The organism is Caballeronia sp. KNU42, assembly GCF_053760385.1.
Genome location: NZ_CM132390.1, coordinates 1936402 through 1956989, shown reverse-complemented (window position 1 = coordinate 1956989; position 20588 = coordinate 1936402). Strand labels below are relative to the sequence as shown.

General features: G+C 60.4%; 19 protein-coding genes. 10 read left to right on the top strand and 9 right to left on the bottom strand.

Translation table 11 applies throughout. The annotated features are described in order from the left end of the window. Positions 1 to 137: 137 nt before the first annotated feature. A complete protein-coding gene (locus tag ACSOSP_RS40035; RefSeq protein ID WP_455314536.1) occupies positions 138 to 878 on the bottom strand; it encodes a 3-ketoacyl-ACP reductase in 741 nt (246 codons plus the stop codon). Between the two features lie 326 nt (positions 879 to 1204). Continuing rightward, positions 1205 to 1384 carry a helix-turn-helix domain-containing protein gene (locus ACSOSP_RS40030; protein WP_455314535.1) on the bottom strand — a complete coding sequence of 60 codons (180 nt, stop codon included), beginning with the start codon at positions 1382 to 1384 and terminating at the stop codon, positions 1205 to 1207. A 646-nt stretch (positions 1385 to 2030) separates the two neighbouring features. On the opposite strand from ACSOSP_RS40030, the gene phaP reads away from it, so the two are divergent. The 6 genes from phaP to ACSOSP_RS40000 all read left to right on the top strand — a co-directional run bounded on the left by phaP (position 2031) and on the right by ACSOSP_RS40000 (position 8934). Then, complete coding sequence (gene phaP / locus ACSOSP_RS40025; RefSeq protein WP_455315389.1) at positions 2031 to 2603, top strand: TIGR01841 family phasin; 573 nt, start codon at positions 2031 to 2033, stop codon at positions 2601 to 2603. Between the two features lie 552 nt (positions 2604 to 3155). Beyond that, the gene (locus ACSOSP_RS40020) at positions 3156 to 4646 is read left to right on the top strand and encodes a sensor domain-containing diguanylate cyclase (protein ID WP_455314534.1); all 1491 of its coding nucleotides are present in this window, start codon (positions 3156 to 3158) and stop codon (positions 4644 to 4646) included. 505 nt (positions 4647 to 5151) lie between these two features. Further along, positions 5152 to 6474 (top strand): MFS transporter, encoded by a 1323-nt coding sequence (locus ACSOSP_RS40015; protein WP_455314533.1) that lies wholly within the window; start codon positions 5152 to 5154, stop codon positions 6472 to 6474. Between the two features lie 34 nt (positions 6475 to 6508). Beyond that, a complete protein-coding gene (locus ACSOSP_RS40010) occupies positions 6509 to 7534 on the top strand; it encodes an amidohydrolase family protein (RefSeq protein WP_455314532.1) in 1026 nt (341 codons plus the stop codon). Positions 7535 to 7536: 2 nt separating this feature from the next. After that, on the top strand, positions 7537 to 8220 hold the full coding sequence (gene ligK, locus ACSOSP_RS40005; protein WP_455314531.1) for a 4-carboxy-4-hydroxy-2-oxoadipate aldolase/oxaloacetate decarboxylase: 684 nt from the start codon (positions 7537 to 7539) through the stop codon (positions 8218 to 8220). A gap of 15 nt (positions 8221 to 8235) precedes the next feature. Next, the gene (locus ACSOSP_RS40000; protein WP_455314530.1) at positions 8236 to 8934 is read left to right on the top strand and encodes a substrate-binding domain-containing protein; all 699 of its coding nucleotides are present in this window, start codon (positions 8236 to 8238) and stop codon (positions 8932 to 8934) included. Positions 8935 to 8992: 58 nt separating this feature from the next. On the opposite strand, the gene ACSOSP_RS39995 is transcribed toward ACSOSP_RS40000, so the two are convergent. After that, the gene (locus tag ACSOSP_RS39995) at positions 8993 to 9760 is read right to left on the bottom strand and encodes an SDR family NAD(P)-dependent oxidoreductase (protein ID WP_455314529.1); all 768 of its coding nucleotides are present in this window, start codon (positions 9758 to 9760) and stop codon (positions 8993 to 8995) included. Positions 9761 to 10167: 407 nt separating this feature from the next. Between ACSOSP_RS39995 and ACSOSP_RS39990 the strand changes: the two genes are divergently transcribed. Beyond that, positions 10168 to 10839, top strand: coding sequence for a peroxiredoxin-like family protein (locus ACSOSP_RS39990; protein ID WP_455314528.1), 672 nt, complete (start codon positions 10168 to 10170; stop codon positions 10837 to 10839). 42 nt (positions 10840 to 10881) lie between these two features. Here the strand turns inward: ACSOSP_RS39990 and ACSOSP_RS39985 are convergent, their stop codons facing one another. After that, positions 10882 to 11814: a LysR substrate-binding domain-containing protein gene (locus tag ACSOSP_RS39985; RefSeq protein ID WP_455314527.1), complete on the bottom strand. Its 933-nt coding sequence runs from the start codon at positions 11812 to 11814 to the stop codon at positions 10882 to 10884. 274 nt (positions 11815 to 12088) lie between these two features. Between ACSOSP_RS39985 and ACSOSP_RS39980 the strand changes: the two genes are divergently transcribed. Genes ACSOSP_RS39980 through ACSOSP_RS39970 form a run of 3 tightly spaced genes read left to right on the top strand, consistent with a single transcriptional unit; the run spans position 12089 to position 15016 of the window. Next, on the top strand, positions 12089 to 13276 hold the full coding sequence (locus ACSOSP_RS39980) for an NAD(P)/FAD-dependent oxidoreductase (RefSeq protein WP_455314526.1): 1188 nt from the start codon (positions 12089 to 12091) through the stop codon (positions 13274 to 13276). A gap of 60 nt (positions 13277 to 13336) precedes the next feature. Then, positions 13337 to 14086, top strand: a complete 750-nt coding sequence (locus ACSOSP_RS39975) for an electron transfer flavoprotein subunit beta/FixA family protein (protein WP_455314525.1) — start codon at positions 13337 to 13339, stop codon at positions 14084 to 14086. After that, positions 14087 to 15016, top strand: coding sequence for an electron transfer flavoprotein subunit alpha/FixB family protein (locus tag ACSOSP_RS39970; protein ID WP_455314524.1), 930 nt, complete (start codon positions 14087 to 14089; stop codon positions 15014 to 15016). Between the two features lie 78 nt (positions 15017 to 15094). Here ACSOSP_RS39970 and ACSOSP_RS39965 read toward each other — a convergent pair whose 3' ends face one another. From ACSOSP_RS39965 to ACSOSP_RS39945, 5 genes are read right to left on the bottom strand one after another with little or no spacing between them, the layout of a single operon-like run. Beyond that, the gene (locus ACSOSP_RS39965; RefSeq protein ID WP_455314523.1) at positions 15095 to 16234 is read right to left on the bottom strand and encodes an alpha-hydroxy acid oxidase; all 1140 of its coding nucleotides are present in this window, start codon (positions 16232 to 16234) and stop codon (positions 15095 to 15097) included. Then, entirely contained in the window at positions 16235 to 17686 is a 1452-nt protein-coding gene (locus ACSOSP_RS39960; RefSeq protein WP_455314522.1) for an FAD-binding oxidoreductase, read from the bottom strand. A 6-nt stretch (positions 17687 to 17692) separates the two neighbouring features. Then, positions 17693 to 18874: an ABC transporter ATP-binding protein gene (locus ACSOSP_RS39955; protein WP_455314521.1), complete on the bottom strand. Its 1182-nt coding sequence runs from the start codon at positions 18872 to 18874 to the stop codon at positions 17693 to 17695. 14 nt (positions 18875 to 18888) lie between these two features. Beyond that, entirely contained in the window at positions 18889 to 19743 is an 855-nt protein-coding gene (locus ACSOSP_RS39950) for an ABC transporter permease (protein WP_455314520.1), read from the bottom strand. Further along, positions 19740 to 20576, bottom strand: a complete 837-nt coding sequence (locus ACSOSP_RS39945) for an ABC transporter permease (protein WP_455314519.1) — start codon at positions 20574 to 20576, stop codon at positions 19740 to 19742. Before ACSOSP_RS39945 ends, ACSOSP_RS39950 begins: the two co-directional genes overlap by 4 nt. Positions 20577 to 20588: the final 12 nt, after the last annotated feature.

Here is a 20588-nt window from a genome sequence, read left to right as displayed (position 1 = left end):
TGGTCTTGTGAGATTGTCGTCACCATGCCCTCGCGATACAGCCCGGAGCCCGCTCGCGAAGGCCGCCGCGAACGCAACGCAGTGCGCTACCCGCTAGCACCTTTACCCGTGCTTGAGCCTGGCGCCTCACCGCCGCGCTATCCCATGTGCAGGCCGCCGTTCAGAGAGAAGTCGGCGCCCGTTGCGAAGCCTGCGTCGTCACCGGCAATCCACGAGACAATCGACGCAATTTCAGAGGGTTCCCCCAGACGCCGCACCGGGATACTCGCGACGATGTTGTCCAACACCTCGGGTTTGACAGCGCGAACCATATCGGTACCGATGTAGCCCGGCGAGACGGTATTCACGGTGATGCCCTTGGTCGCCACTTCCTGGGCGAGTGACATGGTGAAACCATGAATACCGGCCTTGGCAGTCGAGTAATTGGTCTGTCCGAACTGGCCCTTCTGTCCGTTCACCGACGAGATGTTGATTATTCGCCCCCAGCCTTTGGCGACCATGGCTTCAATCACCTGCTTGGTGACATTGAAAAGGCTCGTGAGGTTGGTATCGATAACGTCGTTCCAGTTCTCCTTCGACATCTTGCGAAACACGCCGTCGCGCGTGATACCCGCGTTATTCACCAGCACGTCAATCTCTCCAACCTCTTTCCTGACCTTATCAAACGCCGCGACAGTCGATTCCCAATCACCGACGTTGCCCTCGGAAGCCACGAAGGTGAAACCAAGCGCGGCCTGTTCGGCAAGCCATTTTTCACGACGGGGTGAATTGGGTCCGCAGCCCGCTATTACTGTCAGCCCATCGGAATGAAGCCGCTGGCATATCGACGTTCCAATGCCGCCCATACCACCCGTTACGTACGCAATTCGTTTGGACATCTCTTCCTCTGTCTCCTTACTACGGTCAATGAAACTTCACTATCCGCGTTGAGCGGCGACCTGTGTCGAGCCGCAATTTCGACACTGCCGGGATTGCGCCAGTGGCCTTCAGCTTTCACACTCGGGCCGATAAGCAATGGCTGTGCTGCGCGATAAATTTCAATCGCGTCGGACTCACGTCGGTGCGTGAAACTTCTGATAAATGAAAATGGTGTTTGGCCAGTCGCTCCTGTCCAATTGTTCTCTATGAGGGTGTTCAGGAAATATTCGAAGGTCGCAATGACCGTGTTACGCCTTGTCGACCGCCCGGCTCTGCTTTTCTGCTTTCACAAAACCGAGGCATGAGCAATCTGAGTTTGGCCCGTGCAGAGCCAATGAACGTCGACGTCAAGAATGGCCGCCATACGCGTAAAAGCGTGCAAAGGCGGAACCGTAATTCCGTGTCGCCAGTACTGCACGTCGTTCTCGCTGACGCTGAGCCGCTTTGCGGCCTTTGCGGAACTCATGCCGGCCCTGTGGAGAGCCCGGTCGAGGCGTGCTCCGATAGCGCGCCGGAGGGTGTTGTCCTCGTGACTGCGCTCGAGGTGCCCGATTGGATAACTATGTCTTCCCATTTGCCTGCATCTCTCAGTCTATATTTATGCTATTTCGCGCCGACTTTTTGCAGCGTCAATTAATACTACGCATTCACGATGACTCTCTCGTGACACGTTGTTAAATCAGATTAATCACGCCGGTTGTGCACCTGGCGACGCGTTGCTTTCTGATTTCCATTGGGAATAATCAATGGACCGGAGGCCTGTGTCAAGCAAGAAACTATTCACCCGCCCTACTCGTTGCTGACGTGGTTAATCCTCTGCAGCCGTTCTGCAGAAGCCTCCTGCGCATACTCGGGCACGTGCAGGCGTAATCGCACAGCCGTGCTCAATTTCCCGATATGACCGCACAATCAGATGACTAAATAAATTAGTGATTTTATTTATTGAAAGGCAGTTGCTACTTATTTGTATCTTCCTGCTTCTGCTAATCCACGGGTATATCAGTCAACGAGGGAAACAAATGATTGACACTCGCCCGCCTATCCTTAAAATGGGACTTTCGCTGCGCCGCAACAACTCGATTTTGACCGCATTTACCTCTACGGAGTTACTAATGAGCAGTTTTATCCCGGAACAACTGTTTGCCACGCAGAAAGCCGCCTACAACACGTTGTTTGGTCTCACGTTCAAAGCGTTCGAAGGATTCGAGAAGCTAGTCGAGTTGAATGTACAAGTGGTCAAATCGACGCTCGCCGAAAATCAGGAAGCCGTCGGTAAGGCTTTGTCGGCCAAGGACCCGCAGGGCTTCTTCGCGCTGCAGACACCCCCCACGGCAGAAAAACTGCAATCGTATTGGCGCCACGTCTCCGAAATCGTCACCGGTACTCAAGGCGAATTCACCGCGGCTGGTGAAAGTCATTTGAAGCAGTCGCAGCAGGACGCGCAGGCGTTCGTTGACAGTCTCACGAAGAACGCGCCGGCAGGAAGCGAGGCGCTCGTGTCCGCATGGAAGTCCGCTATCGGGACCGCCAGCGAGACGGCAAACTCCGCGTACGACGCTGCCAAAAAGGCCGCCAAGCAGGTAGTGGAAATCGCGGAAAACAATGTTCGCGCTGCGTCCTCCGCCTCGACCGCTTTGGCGAAAAATGCCGTCGCTGGAACGACCGCATCGACCGAGAAGAAATAAGTTTTCGCAGGTTGGTCCGAGCAAAGGCAACAAAAAGGCATCAAGAAAGCAACAAAGGTGAGCCCTGCTCGCTTTTGTTGCGTCGCTCGTCAAGACATTGAAAGCTGCTGTGATTCTGTTGGCACTGCTTAGGCAAATTGGCCGGGGCCGCAGGCGCAAAGCGTAAGTGTCCACGTTCAAGGTCGTGAGCACCGACGCGGGGCAAGTGGACGGGCCATTGCGAATCCATCATCGACCCTGTGGAAAGTGGCCTATTGAAAGCTCACCGCGTTCGTGTTCACTCGCCCAACTTCTGTCCACGCCGATGAAGCGTTTACTCAAATACGCCCGCTCGTGGCGATTTGTTGATGAGGCGAACAAATCGACCTCTGTTCAGGGCATGATGACTAGCCTGTCTGGGACAGAATTCGAAAATAGAAAAAAAGGTTTTTTGAGGGAATTATGGAGCCGACTCTGCCGGGTCTTGAGAGGGGCACGCCACTGCCTCGCGCACTGATATTCATTCCCCTACTGACCCTCGTTGTCCTTTGCGTGCTGTGGATCACGATCTCCGTGAGACTGCACATCGAGAAGGTTGGGGTGCTGCGCGAAACGGAGGATGCGGCCCGGACCGTGGCGCGCTCGCTTCAAAACCACACGCTGAAGACTGTTCACGATGTCGACGAAATCGCGCTCCTGATCAAGTACGGCTATGAAAGCTCACCACAAACGTTTGACCTCGCACAGTACGAAGCGCGCGGGCTGATCAGCGCAGACACCGCGCTGCAGGTGACGGTTGTCGGCCCGGATGGCCATGTCCTGGCCTCGACCCTCAAGTTCACCGGCGTGGTCGATCTTAGCGATCGCGAGCACTTCCTGGTGCATCGGCTGGATCCCGAAGCAGGCCTATTCATCAGCAAACCGGTGATCGGGCGAGTCTCGAAACAATGGTCGGTTCAGGCGACGCGGCGCATCAACCGGCCCGACGGCACGTTCGGCGGCGTCGTTGTCGTCTCGGAGGACCCGGCCTACCTCACTGACGGCTTCTACAACAGCGCCGCGCTCGGCGAGCATGGCCTGATCGCCGTCGTTTCCCGTCATGGTTTTACCTTGTCTCGCCGGGCGGGCGAGTCGCCCAGCACCACCGGCGGCCCGCTGCCTGACGGATACAAAACCGTTCTAAACACGCACGACGGCACCGTGGTGGACCCGGTCGACCACGTTGAACGCATTGTCGCCAGCAGCGCAATCGACCGTTATGACCTGATGGTCGTGGCTGGCCTCTCGGTCGGCGAAGCGCTGGATGATTATTCCAAAATGCGCCGCGTGTACGTGGTGATGGCCCTCGTCATCTCCGTCATTCTTATCGGATTCTCGTTGTGGATAATGGCGCTGGTCGCGAAGCTGCTGAAAGGTAAAGAGGAGCTGCGGCGCCTGTCGGAAACCGACAGGCTCACGGGGTTGTTTAACCGGGGACGTATTACAGACTTGCTGCATCGGGCCGTTTCGTCACCCGATGCGAGCGGCCGCGTGGCGGCGATCTTCGTCGATCTGGACGATTTCAAGCAACTGAACGACACGTACGGACATCAGGCGGGCGATGAGGCCCTCGTGATCCTCGCAGGCCGGGTCCGGATCGTCGTGGGTACTCGCGGCGCAATCGGCCGCCTGGGCGGCGACGAATTCCTCGTGATTGTCGGGGCAGCGAACGCATACGAAATCGCCACCCAAACCGCAGAGGAAATTGCACGGGCACTCGCCATGGCGATCACGGTACGCAACAACCCGTACATGATGCGCGCCAGCCTTGGAGTGGCGGTGCTCGAGCAAGGCGACACCGCCGACGACCTGGTCAGGAAAGCGGACGAAGCCATGTACAAAGCCAAGGAACACGGTCGAGCTTGCGCTACGACTACGTGGCGCACCTATGACGAGGTCGCTATCCGGAACGCTGGTTCTACCGACGACGACTCTCCGAAAAGGCATCCCCAGACGGAAAAGGAACGCCACCCGTCCACCCATTGCTCCGATGGAGCAGACGCGATGCTGCCTTCCAGCCCGTAGCCTGAAGGGATTTGCGCATGGCGGCGCGTCTGCGGTCCTTGCGGCCGCGTTTCCCGCGTTTCCCGCGTTTCTTATCTCTCAGGAATTCCCGTTGCGAAAACAGTCGCTCGACTGCAGCGTCGCCCCACGCACGCTCGTTCAATTGCGAATTCGTTCCCAGCCTATCTAATATGGTTATCGGAATACGCTTCTCCGAGCCGCCATGGCGAACCTCTCCATAGCCTGGTCAAAATGCGCCTCCGCCTTTCCGTGAAAGGCTTTGCGCTCTTGAGGGCCGATCCGCGCCATGGCCGGGTCAGCGGGTCCTGGTCATTCCATCTGGTTAACCCACCCATTTCGCCTCCAGGCGCATTTAGCTATCTTCGCTACCAATCGGTCTCATGGATGCCGGTTATGAAAGGAACGGCCCAAGAGGGGCTTTTGTAATTGGTTCGCATGTTATTCGCAGGCATGCCGGCCAAACCGCAGCGGCAGCGACCTTCGCACCGCCGGGCAAGGAGACAGCGTGACCCAATTCAACGAAGCGGCGACCATGCGAAAAGTGTATGGGCGGTTGATGCCGTTGCTTTTCGCGATGATGTTCTTCAATTACCTGGACCGTATCAACATCGGCTTCGCGGCGCTCGACATGAACCGCGAACTCGGCTTCAGTCCCGCTGTATTCGGATTCGCGGGCAGCATCTTCTTTGTCGGCTACATGCTGCTTGAAGTGCCGAGCAACCTGCTGCTGCACCGCGTCGGCGCGCGCCGCTGGATCGCGCGCATCCTGCTGACGTGGGGCGCAGTGGCTGCCGCCACGGCGTTCGTTTTCAACGATTCGAGCTTCTATGTCCTGCGTTTCCTGCTGGGTGTCATGGAAGCGGGATTCCTGCCCGGCATCGCCGTTTATCTCACGAAGTGGTTTCCCGTGCGTTACCGGGCCCGGGCGGTCGGCGGCTACATCATCGCCGGTTCGTTTTCGGCGGTGCTGGGTGGCCCCATCTCGACCACGCTCATGACCTACGCCAATGGCGTTTTCGGCCTGCAGGGATGGCAGTGGATGTTCATCCTCGAAGGCGTCCCGGCCATGCTGATGGGTCTTCTTACCCTGCGCATCATGACCGAGCGCCCTGCCGACGCCCGCTGGCTCGCCGACGACGAGAAGCGCTGGCTCGAGTCGACGCTCGCGGCCGAGCGGCAAGCGCTCGGCGGCGACGCGCATTTTCCTTTGCTGCGGGTGGCGAGCGACATCCGCGTATGGAGCCTCGCGGGCCTTTTTGGCTGCGCGCTGGTGGGCATCTACGGCCTGTTCTTATGGCTGCCGCAGATCATCAAGAGCCTCGGCAACCTGAGCAACATTGAGGTTGGCTTTCTCTCTGCTGCGCCGCCGCTCCTGGGCGTGCTCGGTACGTTCATCATCAGCCGCAGTTCGGACCGCACCGGAGATCGCAAGAAGCATCTCGCGTTCGTGTACGGCATGAGCGCCATCGCGATAGCAGGCAGCGCCTATGCGCCGAACCCGGTGATCGCCTACGCGCTCTTGTGCGTGACCGGCCTCTTCATCTACGCCGGCAACCCGCTCTTCTGGAGCCTCGCATCATCGTTCAGGACGGGCGCGGCAGGCGCCGCGACGATTGCGCTGATCAATACCATCGCGCAGTTCGGCGGCCTCGTCGGACCCTGGAGCATCGGGCTGGTACGCAGCGCGACGGGTAACTTCAAGCTTGCGTTGCTGACCATCGCAGCGTTCCTGGTGGTGGCGACGATCATCGCGCTCGTCATGCGTGTCAAACCGTCGGAGGACGAAGTTTCCTCGATTCATGCGGGCGAACCCGCCACGGGAAATTGAATGAGTCTTTGAACAAGCATTTTTTGGAGGAACGATGATCATCGACATTCACGGCCACTACACCACCGCGCCGAAGGCGCTGGAGGCGTGGCGCAACCGTCAGATTGCGGGCATCAACAGTCCGTCGGAGAGACCGAAGGCGTCCGAATTGCAGATTGGCGACGACGAGCTGCGCGAGTCGATAGAAAGCAACCAGTTGAAGCTCATGCGCGAGCGCGGCCTCGACCTCACCATCTTCAGCCCGCGTGCGAGCTTCATGGCGCATCACATCGGCGACTTCGAAGTCTCCAGCACGTGGGCCGCGATCTGCAACGAACTATGCTTTCGCGTGAGCCAGTTGTTCCCCGATCACTTCATCCCCGCCGCGATGCTGCCGCAAAGCCCGGGCGTGGATACGGCCACCTGCATCCCCGAGCTCCTCAAGTGCGTGGAGCAGTACGGCAACGTCGCGATCAACCTGAATCCCGACCCGTCGGGCGGTCACTGGACGAGCCCGCCGCTCTCGGACCGCTACTGGTATCCGATTTACGAGAAGATGGTCGAGTACGACATCCCCGCCATGGTCCACGTGAGCACGAGCTGCAACGCGTGTTTTCACACCACGGGCGCGCATTACCTGAACGCGGACACGACCGCCTTCATGCAGTGCCTGACCTCGGACCTGTTCCGCGACTTTCCAACCCTGCGCTTCGTGATCCCGCATGGCGGCGGCGCTGTGCCGTATCACTGGGGCCGCTTTCGCGGGCTCGCGCAGGAGCTTAAGAAGCCGCTGCTCAAGGACCATCTGCTCAACAACATCTTCTTCGATACCTGCGTTTATCACCAGCCGGGCATCGACCTGCTCACGCGCGTGATTCCCGTGGACAACATCCTGTTTGCGAGCGAGATGATCGGCGCGGTGCGCGGTATCGATCCCGAAACGGGAAACTATTTCGACGATACGAAGCGCTACATCGAGGCCGCGCTTATTGATGCAGATGAGCGCTACAAGATCTACGAAGGCAACGCGCGGCGAGTGTATCCGCGTCTGGACCAGGCATTGAAAGCAAAGGATCACTGATCATGTATGAACTTGGAGTCGTGTATCGCAACATTCGGCGGGCAGACGGCGAACTCGCCGCGAAGCTCGGTGCGCTTGGAGTCGCCACCGTGCATGAGGCGATGGGCCGCGTCGGCCTGCTAAAGCCATACATGCGCCCGATTTACCCCGGTGCGCAAGTCGGCGGCACTGCCGTCACGGTCCTGCTGCAGCCCGGCGACAACTGGATGCTGCATGTCGCCGCGGAGCAGATCCAGCCGGGGGACATCGTCGTCGCCGCGCTCACCGCCGAGTGCACCGACGGCTATTTCGGCGACCTGCTCGCGACCAGCTTCAAGGCGCGCGGCGCGAAAGGGCTCGTCATTGACGGCGGTGTGCGCGACGTGAGCGTGCTGAAGGAAATGGAGTTCCCGGTGTGGAGCCGCGCGATCTCGGCCAAGGGCACGGTCAAGGCGACGCTCGGTTCCGTGAACATCCCGGTGGTGTGCGCGGGCGCGCTGGTGAATCCGGGCGATGTCATCGTTGCCGACGACGACGGCGTGGTCGCGGTGCCCGCGGCGTGGGCGCAGAAGGTGCTCGACAAGGCGGCGGCTCGCGAAGCCAACGAAGGCGAGAAGCGCGCGAAGCTTGCCTCCGGCGTGCTCGGCCTCGACATGTACAACATGCGCGAGCCGCTGCGCGAGGCGGGACTGCGCTATGTCGACTGAAGGAGGCGGTCAATCATGAGCACGCGGATCACCGGCATCTCGTCGATGGCGACACGCCAGGTGCTGGCGGAACTGGCCGCCGCCTACGAGCGGCGTTCGGGGCAGCAGGTGGCGATCGAATCGGTTGGTGGCGTGGCGGCCGCGCGGCGCGTCGAGGAAGGCGAGCTGTTCGACATCGTCGTGCTGGCGGCCGATGCCATTGATCGGCTCGCCGCAGCGGGCCGGGTCGATCCCGGCAGCCGGGTCGACCTCGCCCGCTCGGGGGTGGCGCTGGCGGTGCCCGCCGGCGCGCCGCACCCGGACATAGGCACGGAAGCGGCCGTGCGCAACGCGGTGCTGGCCGCGCCCAGCATCGGCTATTCGACAGGCCCAAGCGGCACGTACCTCACTCGTCTCTTCGAGCGCTGGGGGATCGCCGCGACCATCGCGCCGCGCATCGTACAGGCGCCGCCTGGCGTGCCCGTGGGCACGCTCATCGCACGCGGGGAAGTGGAACTCGGCTTCCAGCAGTCGAGCGAGCTGATGTACGTGAGCGGCATCGATATGATCGGGGTGCTGCCGCCGGAAATTCAGGTCACGACCATCTTTTCCGCTGCCATCTGCACGATCTGCACGGCGAGCGCGCAGCGCGAGGCCGCGCGTGCGCTGCTCACGTTTCTCGCCTCGCCCGACGCCGACTCAGCCAAGCGGGCGCACGGCATGGAACCAGCCTGATCGTCAGCCGCTCGATCAGCGGCTGGCAGCGTGCCGGCGAAACCCGCTTCACCCTTCCTCAGGCAATCCACCCGCCATCGACCGTCAGGCTTTCGCCGGTGGTGTAGCCGGCTTCCGGGCTCGCCAGGTACGCTACCGCCGCCGCGATCTCGTCAGGCTTGCCGAAGCGGCCCACGCTGGCGAGCTTGGTCATCGTTGCGTGCTCTTCCGTCCCGGGCTGGGGCGCCAGTTCCGTGTCGATCGGGCCAGGCTGAACCGCGTTGACGGTCACGCCATACTTGCCGAGTTCGCGCGAAAGACCGCGCGTAAAGCCCCGAACGGCGAATTTCGACGCGATGTAAAGCGTTACGCCCGGCAGCGGCGCCGCTTCGCCGAAAGCGGAGCCGACATTGATGATGCGTCCCCACCCCGTCTTGATCATGCGCTTGGCCGCGTCCTTCGCCAACGCGATCGGCGCCCTCACATTCAGGTTGAAGTGCGTGTCATATGACGCCTCCGACGACTCGAGGAACGGTCCGTATTCGACTGTGCCCGCATTGTTGACGAGGATGTCGAGACGGCCTTCGAACTTGCCGCCGAAGACGCCGTTCAACGAATCGACCAGCGCCGTCACACCTTCGGGATTCGCCAGATTGGCCCCCACCGCTTCAGCCTCGCCGCCTGCATCGCGGATCGCCTTGACCACTGCCTCCGCGCGCGCCGGACTCGACGCGTAGTGGACGATGACGGACGCGCCGTCTCGCGCGAGACGTGCTGCGATGGCCGCGCCGATACCACGAGAAGCGCCGGTCACGAGTGCCAGTTTGCCTTTCAGAGCTTGAGTCATGTTTGCCTCGATAGTGAGATTCGTGAAAATTGAATGGTCTGCTCACACGCTTAAGTGCCGCGACAAGCCGGCTGCTGCATGTGCGCCAATGCGTTCATGCATTGGTTGATGCGTATCGTCCGCTCGTGTCGGGATGCACGGTAGTAACCGGCCGGGAATAGGTCCTATTCCTCGCGCAGTCATCGCTTTATGAAAGCGGCCATGCGGAACATGCCTGCGAGGAATAGCTGTTATCGACGAAGGATGACTTCTGCTGATGGTCTGGGCGTTTCAACCTGTGGCTATCGTGAGCAGCCACAACGCTCGGCCAATACGTAGCCGATACGTGGCCGATCCGTTCGCCCCGCTGCTATACGCGATACGCATTCATGGCTCCCCTCGGCCTCAATCAATCAAGGAGATACGCGATGGCACTGCAAGACAGGCTCGACGCCTTCAAAGCCGACTTCAAGGCCGGCAAACCGCCCTACCAAGCACCGGCGGACATCCACCCGATCATGGAGCGCGCGACTGCTGAACTGATCGCGAGCGGCCAGGCGGGCCGCGCCGTCAAAGCTGGCGACCGCGCACCGCTGTTCACGCTGAAGGACCAGAACGGCAACGACGTCTCGTCGGCCGATCTGCTCGCGCGGGGACCGCTCGTCGTGACCTTCTATCGCGGCGTATGGTGTCCGTACTGCAACATTGAACTTCAGGCGATCAACGAGGTGCTGTCGCAGATTCACGCGTATGGCGCGAACGTGGTCGCTATTTCACCGCAGACGCCGGTCAATAGCCGCAAGTCGGTGCGCGAGAACAGGTTGAGCTTCCCGGTGCTGAGCGACGTGAACGGCGAGACCAGCGCAGCGTTCGGCGTGCGCTTCTCGCTGCCGGGCTACCTCGTCGATTTGTACAGGCGCCTGAGAAACGACCTCCCGGCGTTCAATGACGACCCTGGCTGGACCCTGCCCATGCCGGCGCGCTACGTCATTGGCCACGACGGTATCGTGCTGTACTCCGAGGTTAATCCGGACTACACGCGCCGTCCCGATCCGCGCGACATGTTCGCCGTCCTCGAGAAGGCCACCGCGAAGGGGTAAGCGGCTCACGCGTCGGTTTTGCTGTATTTGGCAGCCGGCTCGTCAATCGATAAGAGTAGATGCCGGGTCCGCTTCCGGCCTGCCGCCGTGCCCATCGAACAGGTGTTCGACGAAAGCGACGAAGGCGCGCGCTTTCGACGTCGCCATGCGGCCGGACGGGAAGACTGCCCACACATCGATGGGCGGCAGCGTCCATTCGGTGAGAACAGCTTGCACAGTGCCGTCGGCGAGTTCGGGGGAGAACATCCATTCCGACGCGACGGCCAGGCCCATGTGCGCAAGCACCGCCGTGCGCATGCCCTCGGCGGCGCTCACGCTTACCCGGCCCGACACGGCCACCGAGACCTCGGCGCCATCGTCGCGACTGAACGACCACGACTCGCCGCCGCCTCGCAGCGAGTACACGATCGCCTGGTGCCGGCTCAGCTCTGCCGGTGTCGTCGGAATGCCGGCGTCCGCGAAATAGCCCGGCGTTCCGACCACCAGCCGCCGCCCCCGCAGGATGCGCCGCGCGGTCATCGTCGAGTCGTCGAGCGTACCCATGCGCAGCGCCACGTCGACGCCTTGTTCGAGCAGGTCGATAGAGCGGTCGTCGAGGATGATGTCGATACTCAGTTTCGGATGCTGGTCGAGAAAGGACTTAAGCGCTGGCAAAACGTGCAACCGCGCGAACGTGACCGCAGCACCAATGCGCAAGCGGCCCGAAAGCCCGTCCGACGATTCGCGTGCCGCCTGTTCGGCCTGATCCGCCTCATCGATTGCACGGCGGGCGTGCTCGTAGAATCTCTGGCCTGCATCGGTGGGCGCCAGGCCTCTCGTCGAGCGCAGCAGAAGTCGCGCGCCGAGATGGTCTTCCAGTTGCGCAATCGACTTCGAGACCGCCGGCTGGCCTAATTTCAGCCGGCGAGCGGCGGCAGAAAATGAACCCGCGTCCACCACGGTTACGAACGTTTCCATCGCGGTCATGCGGTCCATGCGGTGCTCCCCTGCAAACTGTTCGTAATCAAATAGCAGAGTCTACCGAGCATTGGCGCATGCTGCCTTGGGCGCCAGGGCCTGCGGCATTTACCGGCTGTGAAGGATTGACGCCGCATGTCGCTCGGAGTCGCCCCGGGTCCGAAAAATCCATCCCGCGAACACCCGTACCCTGACAAGTGCTTCTGCTAAAAATCGTATTCGCTTATATTGCCCGCCCTTCGTTTTTGCCGCATCACACTTCGCTCACACCTTGATCAAAAGGAAGCTGAACGTGAATACGTATGACGTGGTTGTGATTGGAGCGGGTGTTATCGGCAGTTCAGTAGCGTTCCAGCTCGCCAGGCTGGGCGCGAAAAACGTACTCGTGCTTGAGCGCGGCACCATAGGAAGTGGAACGACGTCGCAATCATCCGGCATTTTGCGCACCCATTACTCGGTGAAGGAAAACGTCGAGTTGGCGCGTAAGTCGTGGGACGTCTTCAGCAACTTCGCGTCCTATCTGGGCGACGACGAAGCGTCGTGCGGACTGGTCAAATGCGGCTACATGATTGTCGCGGCCGAAGGCGACAAGCTCGAGCCGCTCCGGGCGTCGCTCGACCAGCAGAAAGAGCAAGGCATTCCGCTCGAACTGCTCGACGCCAGACAGGCGAGCGAGCTGCTGCCCATCGCGCAGTTCGGCGACGCCGCCCTGATTGGCTACGAGCCCGAGGCCGGGTTTGCCGACGCCTACCTGGTGGCCACCAGCTTCGCCCGTGCGGCCCGTCGCGGCGGCGTGACCATCCGCGAGAACGCGTCGGTCAACAAGGTTCTTATCGAAAACGGTAAGGTTGTCGGCGTTTCCACCAGCATTGGCGACTTCAAGACGTCCATGGTCATCAGCACCCAGAACATCTGGACGCCGGAACTGGCCGGCTGGACCGGCAGGTCCCTGCCCGTCATGCCCGAACGCCACGCGGTGCTGGCGCTCGAATGCGCGGCTGCCAAGTACACATTCTCGATGCCGGTTTTCAAGGACCTCGCATCGCCGGGCATGCTCTATTACCGCAGCTACGGCGGTAGCCAGATGCTCGTCAGTGAAGGCGTGGCAGGTGAAAAACTGAACACGACTGATGTAGAGCAAGGCGACATTCCGATGGACTACGTCATCGACGTCGGCGCCCAGGTCGCCGAGCGCTTCCCGCAATACGAGACTGCGGGGATTGCGTCGTCGTGGACGGGCGTCTACGACGTGACGCCGGACTGGAATCCGGTCCTCGGCAAGTTGCCCGGAATCGAAGGCCTGGTGGTCGGCTACGGCTTCTCCGGTCACGGCTTCAAACTTTCGCCGACAGTCGGACGCGTGCTCGCGCAGGAAGCGCTCGGCCTGCCGACCGACGTGTCGCTCAAACCCTACTCCATCGAACGCTTTACGACTGGCGAACTGCTGACCGGCAAATACGGTCTCGGCGCGGTGTCTTGAGCGCCGGTCGATGTCTGCCAGGGATGCACATGAAACGATTGAGATGATGAGGAAGATGAGATGAAGGTTATCACCGCAGTAAAGCGCGTCGTCGATTACAACGTGAAGGTCCGCGTAAAAGCCGACGAGAGCGGCGTGGATATCGGCAACGTCAAGATGTCCATGAATCCCTTCGACGAAATCGCCGTGGAAGCGGCGACGCGCCTGAAGGAAGCCGGCAAGGCCACTGAGGTCATCGCCGTGTCCTGCGGCCTGACGCAAAGCCAGGAAACCCTGCGCACCGCACTGGCCATCGGCGCGGATCGCGGGGTGCTGATCGAGACGGACGCAGAACTGCAACCGCTTGCCGTAGCGAAGCTTCTCAAGGCAGTCGTCGAGAGAGAGCAACCTCAACTGGTCATCCTCGGCAAGCAGGCCATTGACGACGACTCGGGACAGACGGGCCAACTGCTTGCAGCGCTCCTCGACTGGCCGCAAGCGACCTTCGCGAGCAACATCGAAATCAACGATGGCGCCGCGACCGTGACGCGCGAAGTCGATGGCGGCCTGGAGGTCATTTCGTTGCGCCTGCCTGCGATCGTGACGACCGACCTGCGGCTGAATGAACCACGCTACGTGACCTTGCCGAACATCATGAAGGCAAAGAAGAAACCGATCGAGGTCTTCAAGCCGTCCGACTTTGGTATCGATCCATCGCCGCGCCTGAAGACCCTGAAGGTCGTTGAACCTCCGGTACGCAAGGCTGGCGTGATGGTGCCGGATGTGGCGACTCTCGTCGCGAAATTGAAAACTGAAGCAAAGGTAATTTAAATGACGACGCTTGTTATTGCCGAACACGGCAACGCTCAAATCAAGAGTGCGACGCTTCATACCATCGCGGCTGCGAAGCAGCTTTCGAACGGCGTCCATGTCCTCGTCGCCGGCAGCGGCGCACAAGCTGCGGCAGAAGCCGCGAGCAAGGTCGAGGGCGTGGACAAGGTGATCCTGATCGATGCACCCCAATTCGCGGACACCCTGGCGGAAAACGTAGCCGCCCAGGTCCTGGCCCTGGCGAGTGGCTATTCACATATCTTTTTTCCCGCCACGGCCGCTGGCAAGAACACCGCTCCGCGCGTGGCGGCGAAGCTCGATGCATCGCAGATCTCCGACGTCATTGCTATCGACTCCGCCGATACATTCCAGCGCCCCGTCTATGCAGGCAACGCTATTGCAACGGTGCAGTCGAGCGACCCGGTGATCGTCGCCACCATTCGTACGACCGCGTTCGATGCAGCCCGCGCCGAAGGTGGAAGCGCGGTGATTGAAACCGCACCCGCTGTTGCCGATTCCGGCCTGTCAACTTTCATCCGCCGCGAAGTCGCCGCGAGTGATAGGCCTGAACTCACCGCGGCGCGCGTCGTCGTATCAGGGGGGCGTGGTCTGGGCAGCAGGGAGAACTTTGCCCTTCTCGACCCCCTGGCGGAGAAGCTCGGCGCGGCCGTTGGAGCATCCCGCGCAGCGGTGGATTCAGGCTATGCACCGAACGACTGGCAAGTCGGCCAGACCGGGAAAATCGTGGCGCCGGAACTCTATGTCGCTGTCGGCATTTCGGGGGCCATCCAGCATCTGGCCGGCATGAAAGACTCAAAGGTTATCGTCGCAGTTAATAAGGATGCCGATGCGCCTATTTTTGGCGTGGCCGACTACGGTCTGGTCGGAGACCTGTTCGAGGTCCTGCCCGCGTTGACGCAATCGCTGTGAGCGGTCCGGACGGCATCGTTTGTAGCCGGAGCATCAAGAGTCAGTCACGTTGTCGAGCACTGAAAACGTGACTGAGTATCAACGTGTATCAGCGAGGTAACTCGCGTCGAGTGACGAGATGTTGGGACAGCCAAGCAGCCGCAAGCAAATTTCAAGTTCTTTCCTCAGCATGCTAAGGACGTCACTGACCCCGTTTGCGCCGGACGCGGCAAGGCCATAAAGTGGGGCTCGCCCCAGCAGTACGCCATTGGCGCCCAGCGCTATCGCCTTCGCGATGTCACTGCCCCGACGGATACCGCCGTCTATCAAAACAACGAAATCCTTCGGGGTGGAGGACACCGTGTCCGCCAGAATGTCGAGCGAGCTGAGCGCTCCATCGAGTTGGCGGCCTCCATGGTTGGAGAGCACCACGCCGTCGACACAGTGTCGCGAAGCCATGACCGCGTCGGCGACAGTTTGTATGCCTTTGACGAGCAGCTTCCCGGGCCAGTGACGCCGCACCCAGGCAAGGTCGCTCCAGTTAAGCGACATATCCATTTGACGGCTGAGCGCTGCGGCCTGTGCTTGAATCCCTGGACCCAGTCGGGCGCTGCGTGCCAGATTCACCAGTTCGGGAACACCGTGCACGCCGACCATCGCGGTCCAGCGTGGATGGGCAGCGATGTCCCACAACAGCTTTGGAGTCCATCGAAGCGGCAACGTGAATCCCGTTCTGGCGTAGTGATCGCGTTGACCGGTAACCGGTGTATCGACCGTCAGCAGAAGCGTTGAAAATCCGGACGCCCTGGCACGCGCCATCATGTCTTCCGCGATTCTTCGGTCTTGCTGAACGTAGAGTTGCAGCCAAAGGTCTCCGTCTGACGCCTTCCGGACGTCTTCAAGGAGACTCGTGGATGCGCTCGACAGGACGAACGGCAGGCCTGCTGCACAGGCGGATCGCGCCAGCATCTCTTCCGCCTCGCGGCGGTAGAGTCCATTCAGACCTGTGGGGCCGACGACCGCCGGCCACGCTGCCGCCGTGCCCGCAAGCGTCACCCCGGTGTTGACCGAGGTGACGTCGATCAACACCCTCGGCGCCAGCAGGACGCGTTCAAAAGCGAGCCGGTTGCGCCGCATGGTGATCTCGTCTTCTGCCCCACCTTCAAGATAACTGAATGCGAAATTCGGGAGAAACCGCTTCGCGGCAGAACGATAGTCAGCGATGTTGGCGAACGCCATTCAACCGCTCTGGACCGTAGCAGCGACTTGAGGGAGGACGCGACCCGGATTCATCGTGTCCCTTGGGTCGAGCAGTTGCTTGAATTGCTGCATCAGGGCGATTTCCGCCGCATCTTTATAGATCCCCATCTCCGAAACGTGCAGCGAGCCGATCCCATGTTCGGCGCTGAACGTGCCACCCATTTCAGCCGCGATGTCATAGAGCAAATGACTCAGTTTCAGTTGAACGGCAGCCTTGTCCTCGACACTCGCCCAGTATTCGTGCTCGAACATGGCGATGTAGTGAAGATTCCCATCTCCCATGTGTCCGACGACCACGGGCACCGCCATCGGGAAGTGTTCCGCCAGCGCGCGCCCGCCAAGCTCGACAAAATCCGGAATCCGGTAGGTAGGCACGGCGATGTCATGAGTGAGCCCCATCCCTTCGCGGCCGTTCGCTTCAGTGACGCTATGCCGGATGCGCCAGAGGTCCGCGCGCTGTTGCTCGTTCGAGGCAATCACAGCGTCCTGGACTACGCCATCGCTGAATGAGTCGCTCAGTGCATCCGTCAACTTGTCAGCGAGCGCCTCACTTGTTCCAGTCGCTGCGGCGAGTTCAACGAGAACAGTCCAGCTTGGCGTCTTCTGGAAGGGGTTTCTCGTATTGGCAGCATGTCTCAGCGATATGTCGAACTCGCTTTGCGAAATCAGTTCGAGGCCGACAAGCTCGCCCGGAAACGCAGCTTGCAGCTTGAGACCTTCATCGACCGCTGCGGAAACAGTTTGCACGCCCAGCATCGCCGTAGCAACCGCGTGGGGCCGGGGAAACAGCTTGAGGGTCGCCGCTGTCACAACGCCGAGCGTCCCTTCCGAGCCGATAAAAAGGTTCTTCAGGTCGTATCCGCTATTGTTCTTTCTCAACGAACGCAAGCCGTTCCAGATACGACCATCGGCAAGCACCACCTCGATACCCAGAATCAGGTCACGGGTATTTCCGAAACGCAGTACATTCGTGCCTCCTGCGTTCGTCGCAATGTTGCCGCCGATCTGGCAGGAACCTTCTGCACCGAGCGTCAGCGGGAACAGGCGGTCCGCTTCCAGCGCCGCGGCCTGTATGTCCGCGAGCACGCAGCCGGCCTCGACGGTCATCGAATTGTTCCGAGGGTTCAACTCGATGATGCGATTCATCTTGCGCATGTTCAGCAGCACGCTCTGGCCGCTGTTGTCCGGCACCGAGCCACCGCACACACTGGTGTTGCCGCCCTGTGGAAACACCTTCACGGCGTTGTCGTTACACCAGGCGAGCACCTTCGACACCTGCTCTGTCGTTCGAGGAAACACGACACACGCAGCCCTTCCGGAATGACGCTTGCGCCAGTCAACCAGATGCGGCTCCATGTCAGACGGCGTGTCCATGACGTTGGCGTCACCCACCAGCGTCCTCATTGCAGCAACCAGGCTACTTGAATTCATATCGGGTTATTTTTTCAGAACCGCGCTATCGCGCGCCGACCAGCGAACGGTAAGCGGGCGCCCTATCGGCGAGCGTTCAGCCGCTCGCGCGGAAATCGTCTTGACCAGGAGCGTCGAGCCTGCAGGGGTAGTTAATTCGAACCGCGTCATGCCACCGACAAACGAAATCTGCGAAATGACACCTGTGCACTCATTCACGCCATCAGCTCCCAGCGCGGCCGGCTCTTCGCCATCGAGCACCGAAATCTTTTCGGGTCGCACAAGCACCTTCGCCTTCGAACCGATGGCATGCCCCTCGGTGTTCCGGACCTTAAGCGCCCAGTTGCCATTCACCAGGACCGTGTCGGCTGACTGAACCACTCCTTCGAGCAGATTGGATTCACCGACGAAGTCCGCAACAAATTCACTGGTTGGTTCGAAGTAAAGCTCATCGGGCGTACCGAGTTGCGCGATGCGGCCGCCGTTCATCAGGCACACGCGGTCGGATAGATTCAGGGCCTCTTCCTGGTCGTGCGTCACGTAGACGAGCGTTGTGCCCAGGTCGCGGTGCAAGCGCTTGATCTCACCTTGAAGCTGGTCACGGAGCTTCTTGTCCAGTGCGCCCAGCGGCTCATCCATCAGGATGACTGACGGGGAATAGACAATGCAACGAGCAATGCCAACCCGCTGTTGCTGACCGCCTGACATTTCACGCGGCTTGCGGTTCTCATAGCCCGTCAGACCGACCCGTTCCAGCGCGCTACGAACGCGTTGTTGAATCTCCGACTTGCCGAGTCCCCGGATGCGCAATGGAAAGGCAACGTTGTCGAACACGTTCAGATGCGGCAGCAGGGCATAGTTCTGAAAGACCATCCCCAGTCCGCGTTCACGCGGCGGGACCGTGGATACATCCTTCCCGTCTAGGACGATGCTTCCCGTGGAAGGCGCCACGGCCCCGGCGATGATGTTCAGGATGGTGCTTTTACCTGAGCCGCTCGGTCCCAGAAGGCTGAGAAACTCGCCTTTGCGCACCGTCAGATCAATGGTGTGCAACGCTTGCGAACTCCCGTAGCTCTTGCTGATGCCGCGGAAGACAATCATGTTCTCCCCGGCGCCGATCGAGCTCGACATGGTGTTCGACTCCGCGTTGACCGAGGGGTTTGTCTGGGCCGAAGGCCGCCCATCTGTCTCGAGCAGTACGTGTGACATGCTTTTCTCCGGCATCATTGTGACGACTCAACCGCAGCCGGCTGCAGAAACACCGACACGCAACAAAACACGAGCGAGAGCACCGTAAGAAGCGCCGAGACCGCGGCGATCACCGGTGAAATATCCCACTGAATGCTGCTGTACATCTTGACTGGCAGAGTTGTCGTCGTCGGGCTTGTGAGAAACCATGCGATGACGACTTCATCAAACGACACGAGGAACGCGAACAATGCGCCCGCGAAAATCGATGGTCTCAACTGCGGCAACACTACCTTGAAAAATACGGCCCTGCGATTCGCTCCCATGATGGTCGTCGCGAATTCCAGGGCGGGGTCCAGTTTTTTTACGCCGGCCATCACAGTCATCATCATGAACGGCGTCACGTACGCCACATGACTGACGACCAGGCCTGCCGTTGTCCCGACCAGATGGAGTCTCGACAGGTAGAGGTACAGCCCGAGCGAGATAACGATGACCGGCACGAGGATCGGGCTCATGAGAAGCAGCATCACCAACCTCTTCCCGGGAAAGTCGAAGCGCACGAGTCCGTATGACGCTGGGACTCCAATGAGTACCGACACGACCATCGTCAATCCGGCAACTTTCAGGCTCTGCAGGATTGGACCCATCCAGGAAGACGAACTGAATAACTGCCCGTACAACTCAAGCGACCAGACTCGGGGCGGAAAGGTCAGCTCGCCGTTCCCTCCAAACGAAATCGGAACGACAATCAGGGTGGGCACAAGGATGAACGCATATACCGCGAACGCCATGACGTTGCGAAGCCGGCTGTAGCGCCGCTCCAGCGAATCGACGACTTTTCCGGTAGCGGCAGCAGCCGGCAGAGCCATATCAACCGATGTTGTCATGCCATCACCCTTTTCTTCGCGTCCCGGCGCTGAAACTGGTCAGCGCCCATGGCTGCCAACGTGACGATTGCGAGGAGAATCACCCCTATCGCGGACGCCATGTTCCAGTCCATCGTCTCACGTGTATAGAAGTCGACGAGGTTCGACATCATCGCGTCCTTGCGCCCTCCCAGGAGCGCCGGTATGACGAAGAATCCCATCGACATCACGGTCGTGCTCAATGTTGCCGCTGCCACGCCCGGAAGACTCAACGGCAGCGTAATGCGAAAGAAAATACGCGGCGGCTTCGCGCCCATGATTTCAGACGCCCGATACAACGACTTGTCAATCGACAGAAGACTCGCGAGGACCGGAAACACGATGAATGGAATCAGGTAGTTCGTCATCCCTACCATCACGCCGAACCGGTTGAATAGCATCGGCAACTGCACCCGGGTGTGAAACGCCGCCGATAACAACTGGTTCACAAGTCCGTCCCGGCCCAGCAGGACGGTGAAGGCATAGCTCTTGACCAGGATGCTGGTCCAGAAGGGTACGAGCACCAGCACCATGTAGATGGCGCGCTTGCGCGGCGTTTGCTTCGCCAGATGCATCGCGATGGGGTAACCCAGCAGCAGGCTGGCCACCGATGCGGAAATGCTGATTTCGAACGTCGACCAGAGGGTGCGAAGAAACAGCTCGCTGCCCAGGAGCCGCTGGTACGCCGACAACGAGGGGCCGCCCGCAATCCAGAAGCTCGTATAGACGACATAGGCGAGCGGGACGAACAAGACGAAGAACAGGAATACGGTCGCTGGCCCGACGTACAGCAGTCCGTCAACACGTGATTTCATAAACCCTCCTTA

What these genes read in the sequence shown, in the direction of transcription:
- ACSOSP_RS40035 (WP_455314536.1), bottom strand. Translation starts at nt 878, where the DNA reads ATGTCCAAACGAATTGCGTACGTAACGGGTGGTATGGGCGGCATTGGA.
- ACSOSP_RS40030 (WP_455314535.1), bottom strand. Translation starts at nt 1,384, where the DNA reads ATGAGTTCCGCAAAGGCCGCAAAGCGGCTCAGCGTCAGCGAGAACGAC.
- phaP (WP_455315389.1), top strand. Translation starts at nt 2,031, where the DNA reads ATGAGCAGTTTTATCCCGGAACAACTGTTTGCCACGCAGAAAGCCGCC.
- ACSOSP_RS40010 (WP_455314532.1), top strand. Translation starts at nt 6,509, where the DNA reads ATGATCATCGACATTCACGGCCACTACACCACCGCGCCGAAGGCGCTG.
- ligK (WP_455314531.1), top strand. Translation starts at nt 7,537, where the DNA reads ATGTATGAACTTGGAGTCGTGTATCGCAACATTCGGCGGGCAGACGGC.
- ACSOSP_RS40000 (WP_455314530.1), top strand. Translation starts at nt 8,236, where the DNA reads ATGAGCACGCGGATCACCGGCATCTCGTCGATGGCGACACGCCAGGTG.
- ACSOSP_RS39995 (WP_455314529.1), bottom strand. Translation starts at nt 9,760, where the DNA reads ATGACTCAAGCTCTGAAAGGCAAACTGGCACTCGTGACCGGCGCTTCT.
- ACSOSP_RS39990 (WP_455314528.1), top strand. Translation starts at nt 10,168, where the DNA reads ATGGCACTGCAAGACAGGCTCGACGCCTTCAAAGCCGACTTCAAGGCC.
- ACSOSP_RS39985 (WP_455314527.1), bottom strand. Translation starts at nt 11,814, where the DNA reads ATGGACCGCATGACCGCGATGGAAACGTTCGTAACCGTGGTGGACGCG.
- ACSOSP_RS39975 (WP_455314525.1), top strand. Translation starts at nt 13,337, where the DNA reads ATGAAGGTTATCACCGCAGTAAAGCGCGTCGTCGATTACAACGTGAAG.
- ACSOSP_RS39970 (WP_455314524.1), top strand. Translation starts at nt 14,087, where the DNA reads ATGACGACGCTTGTTATTGCCGAACACGGCAACGCTCAAATCAAGAGT.
- ACSOSP_RS39965 (WP_455314523.1), bottom strand. Translation starts at nt 16,234, where the DNA reads ATGGCGTTCGCCAACATCGCTGACTATCGTTCTGCCGCGAAGCGGTTT.
- ACSOSP_RS39960 (WP_455314522.1), bottom strand. Translation starts at nt 17,686, where the DNA reads ATGAATTCAAGTAGCCTGGTTGCTGCAATGAGGACGCTGGTGGGTGAC.
- ACSOSP_RS39955 (WP_455314521.1), bottom strand. Translation starts at nt 18,874, where the DNA reads ATGTCACACGTACTGCTCGAGACAGATGGGCGGCCTTCGGCCCAGACA.
- ACSOSP_RS39950 (WP_455314520.1), bottom strand. Translation starts at nt 19,743, where the DNA reads ATGACAACATCGGTTGATATGGCTCTGCCGGCTGCTGCCGCTACCGGA.
- ACSOSP_RS39945 (WP_455314519.1), bottom strand. Translation starts at nt 20,576, where the DNA reads ATGAAATCACGTGTTGACGGACTGCTGTACGTCGGGCCAGCGACCGTA.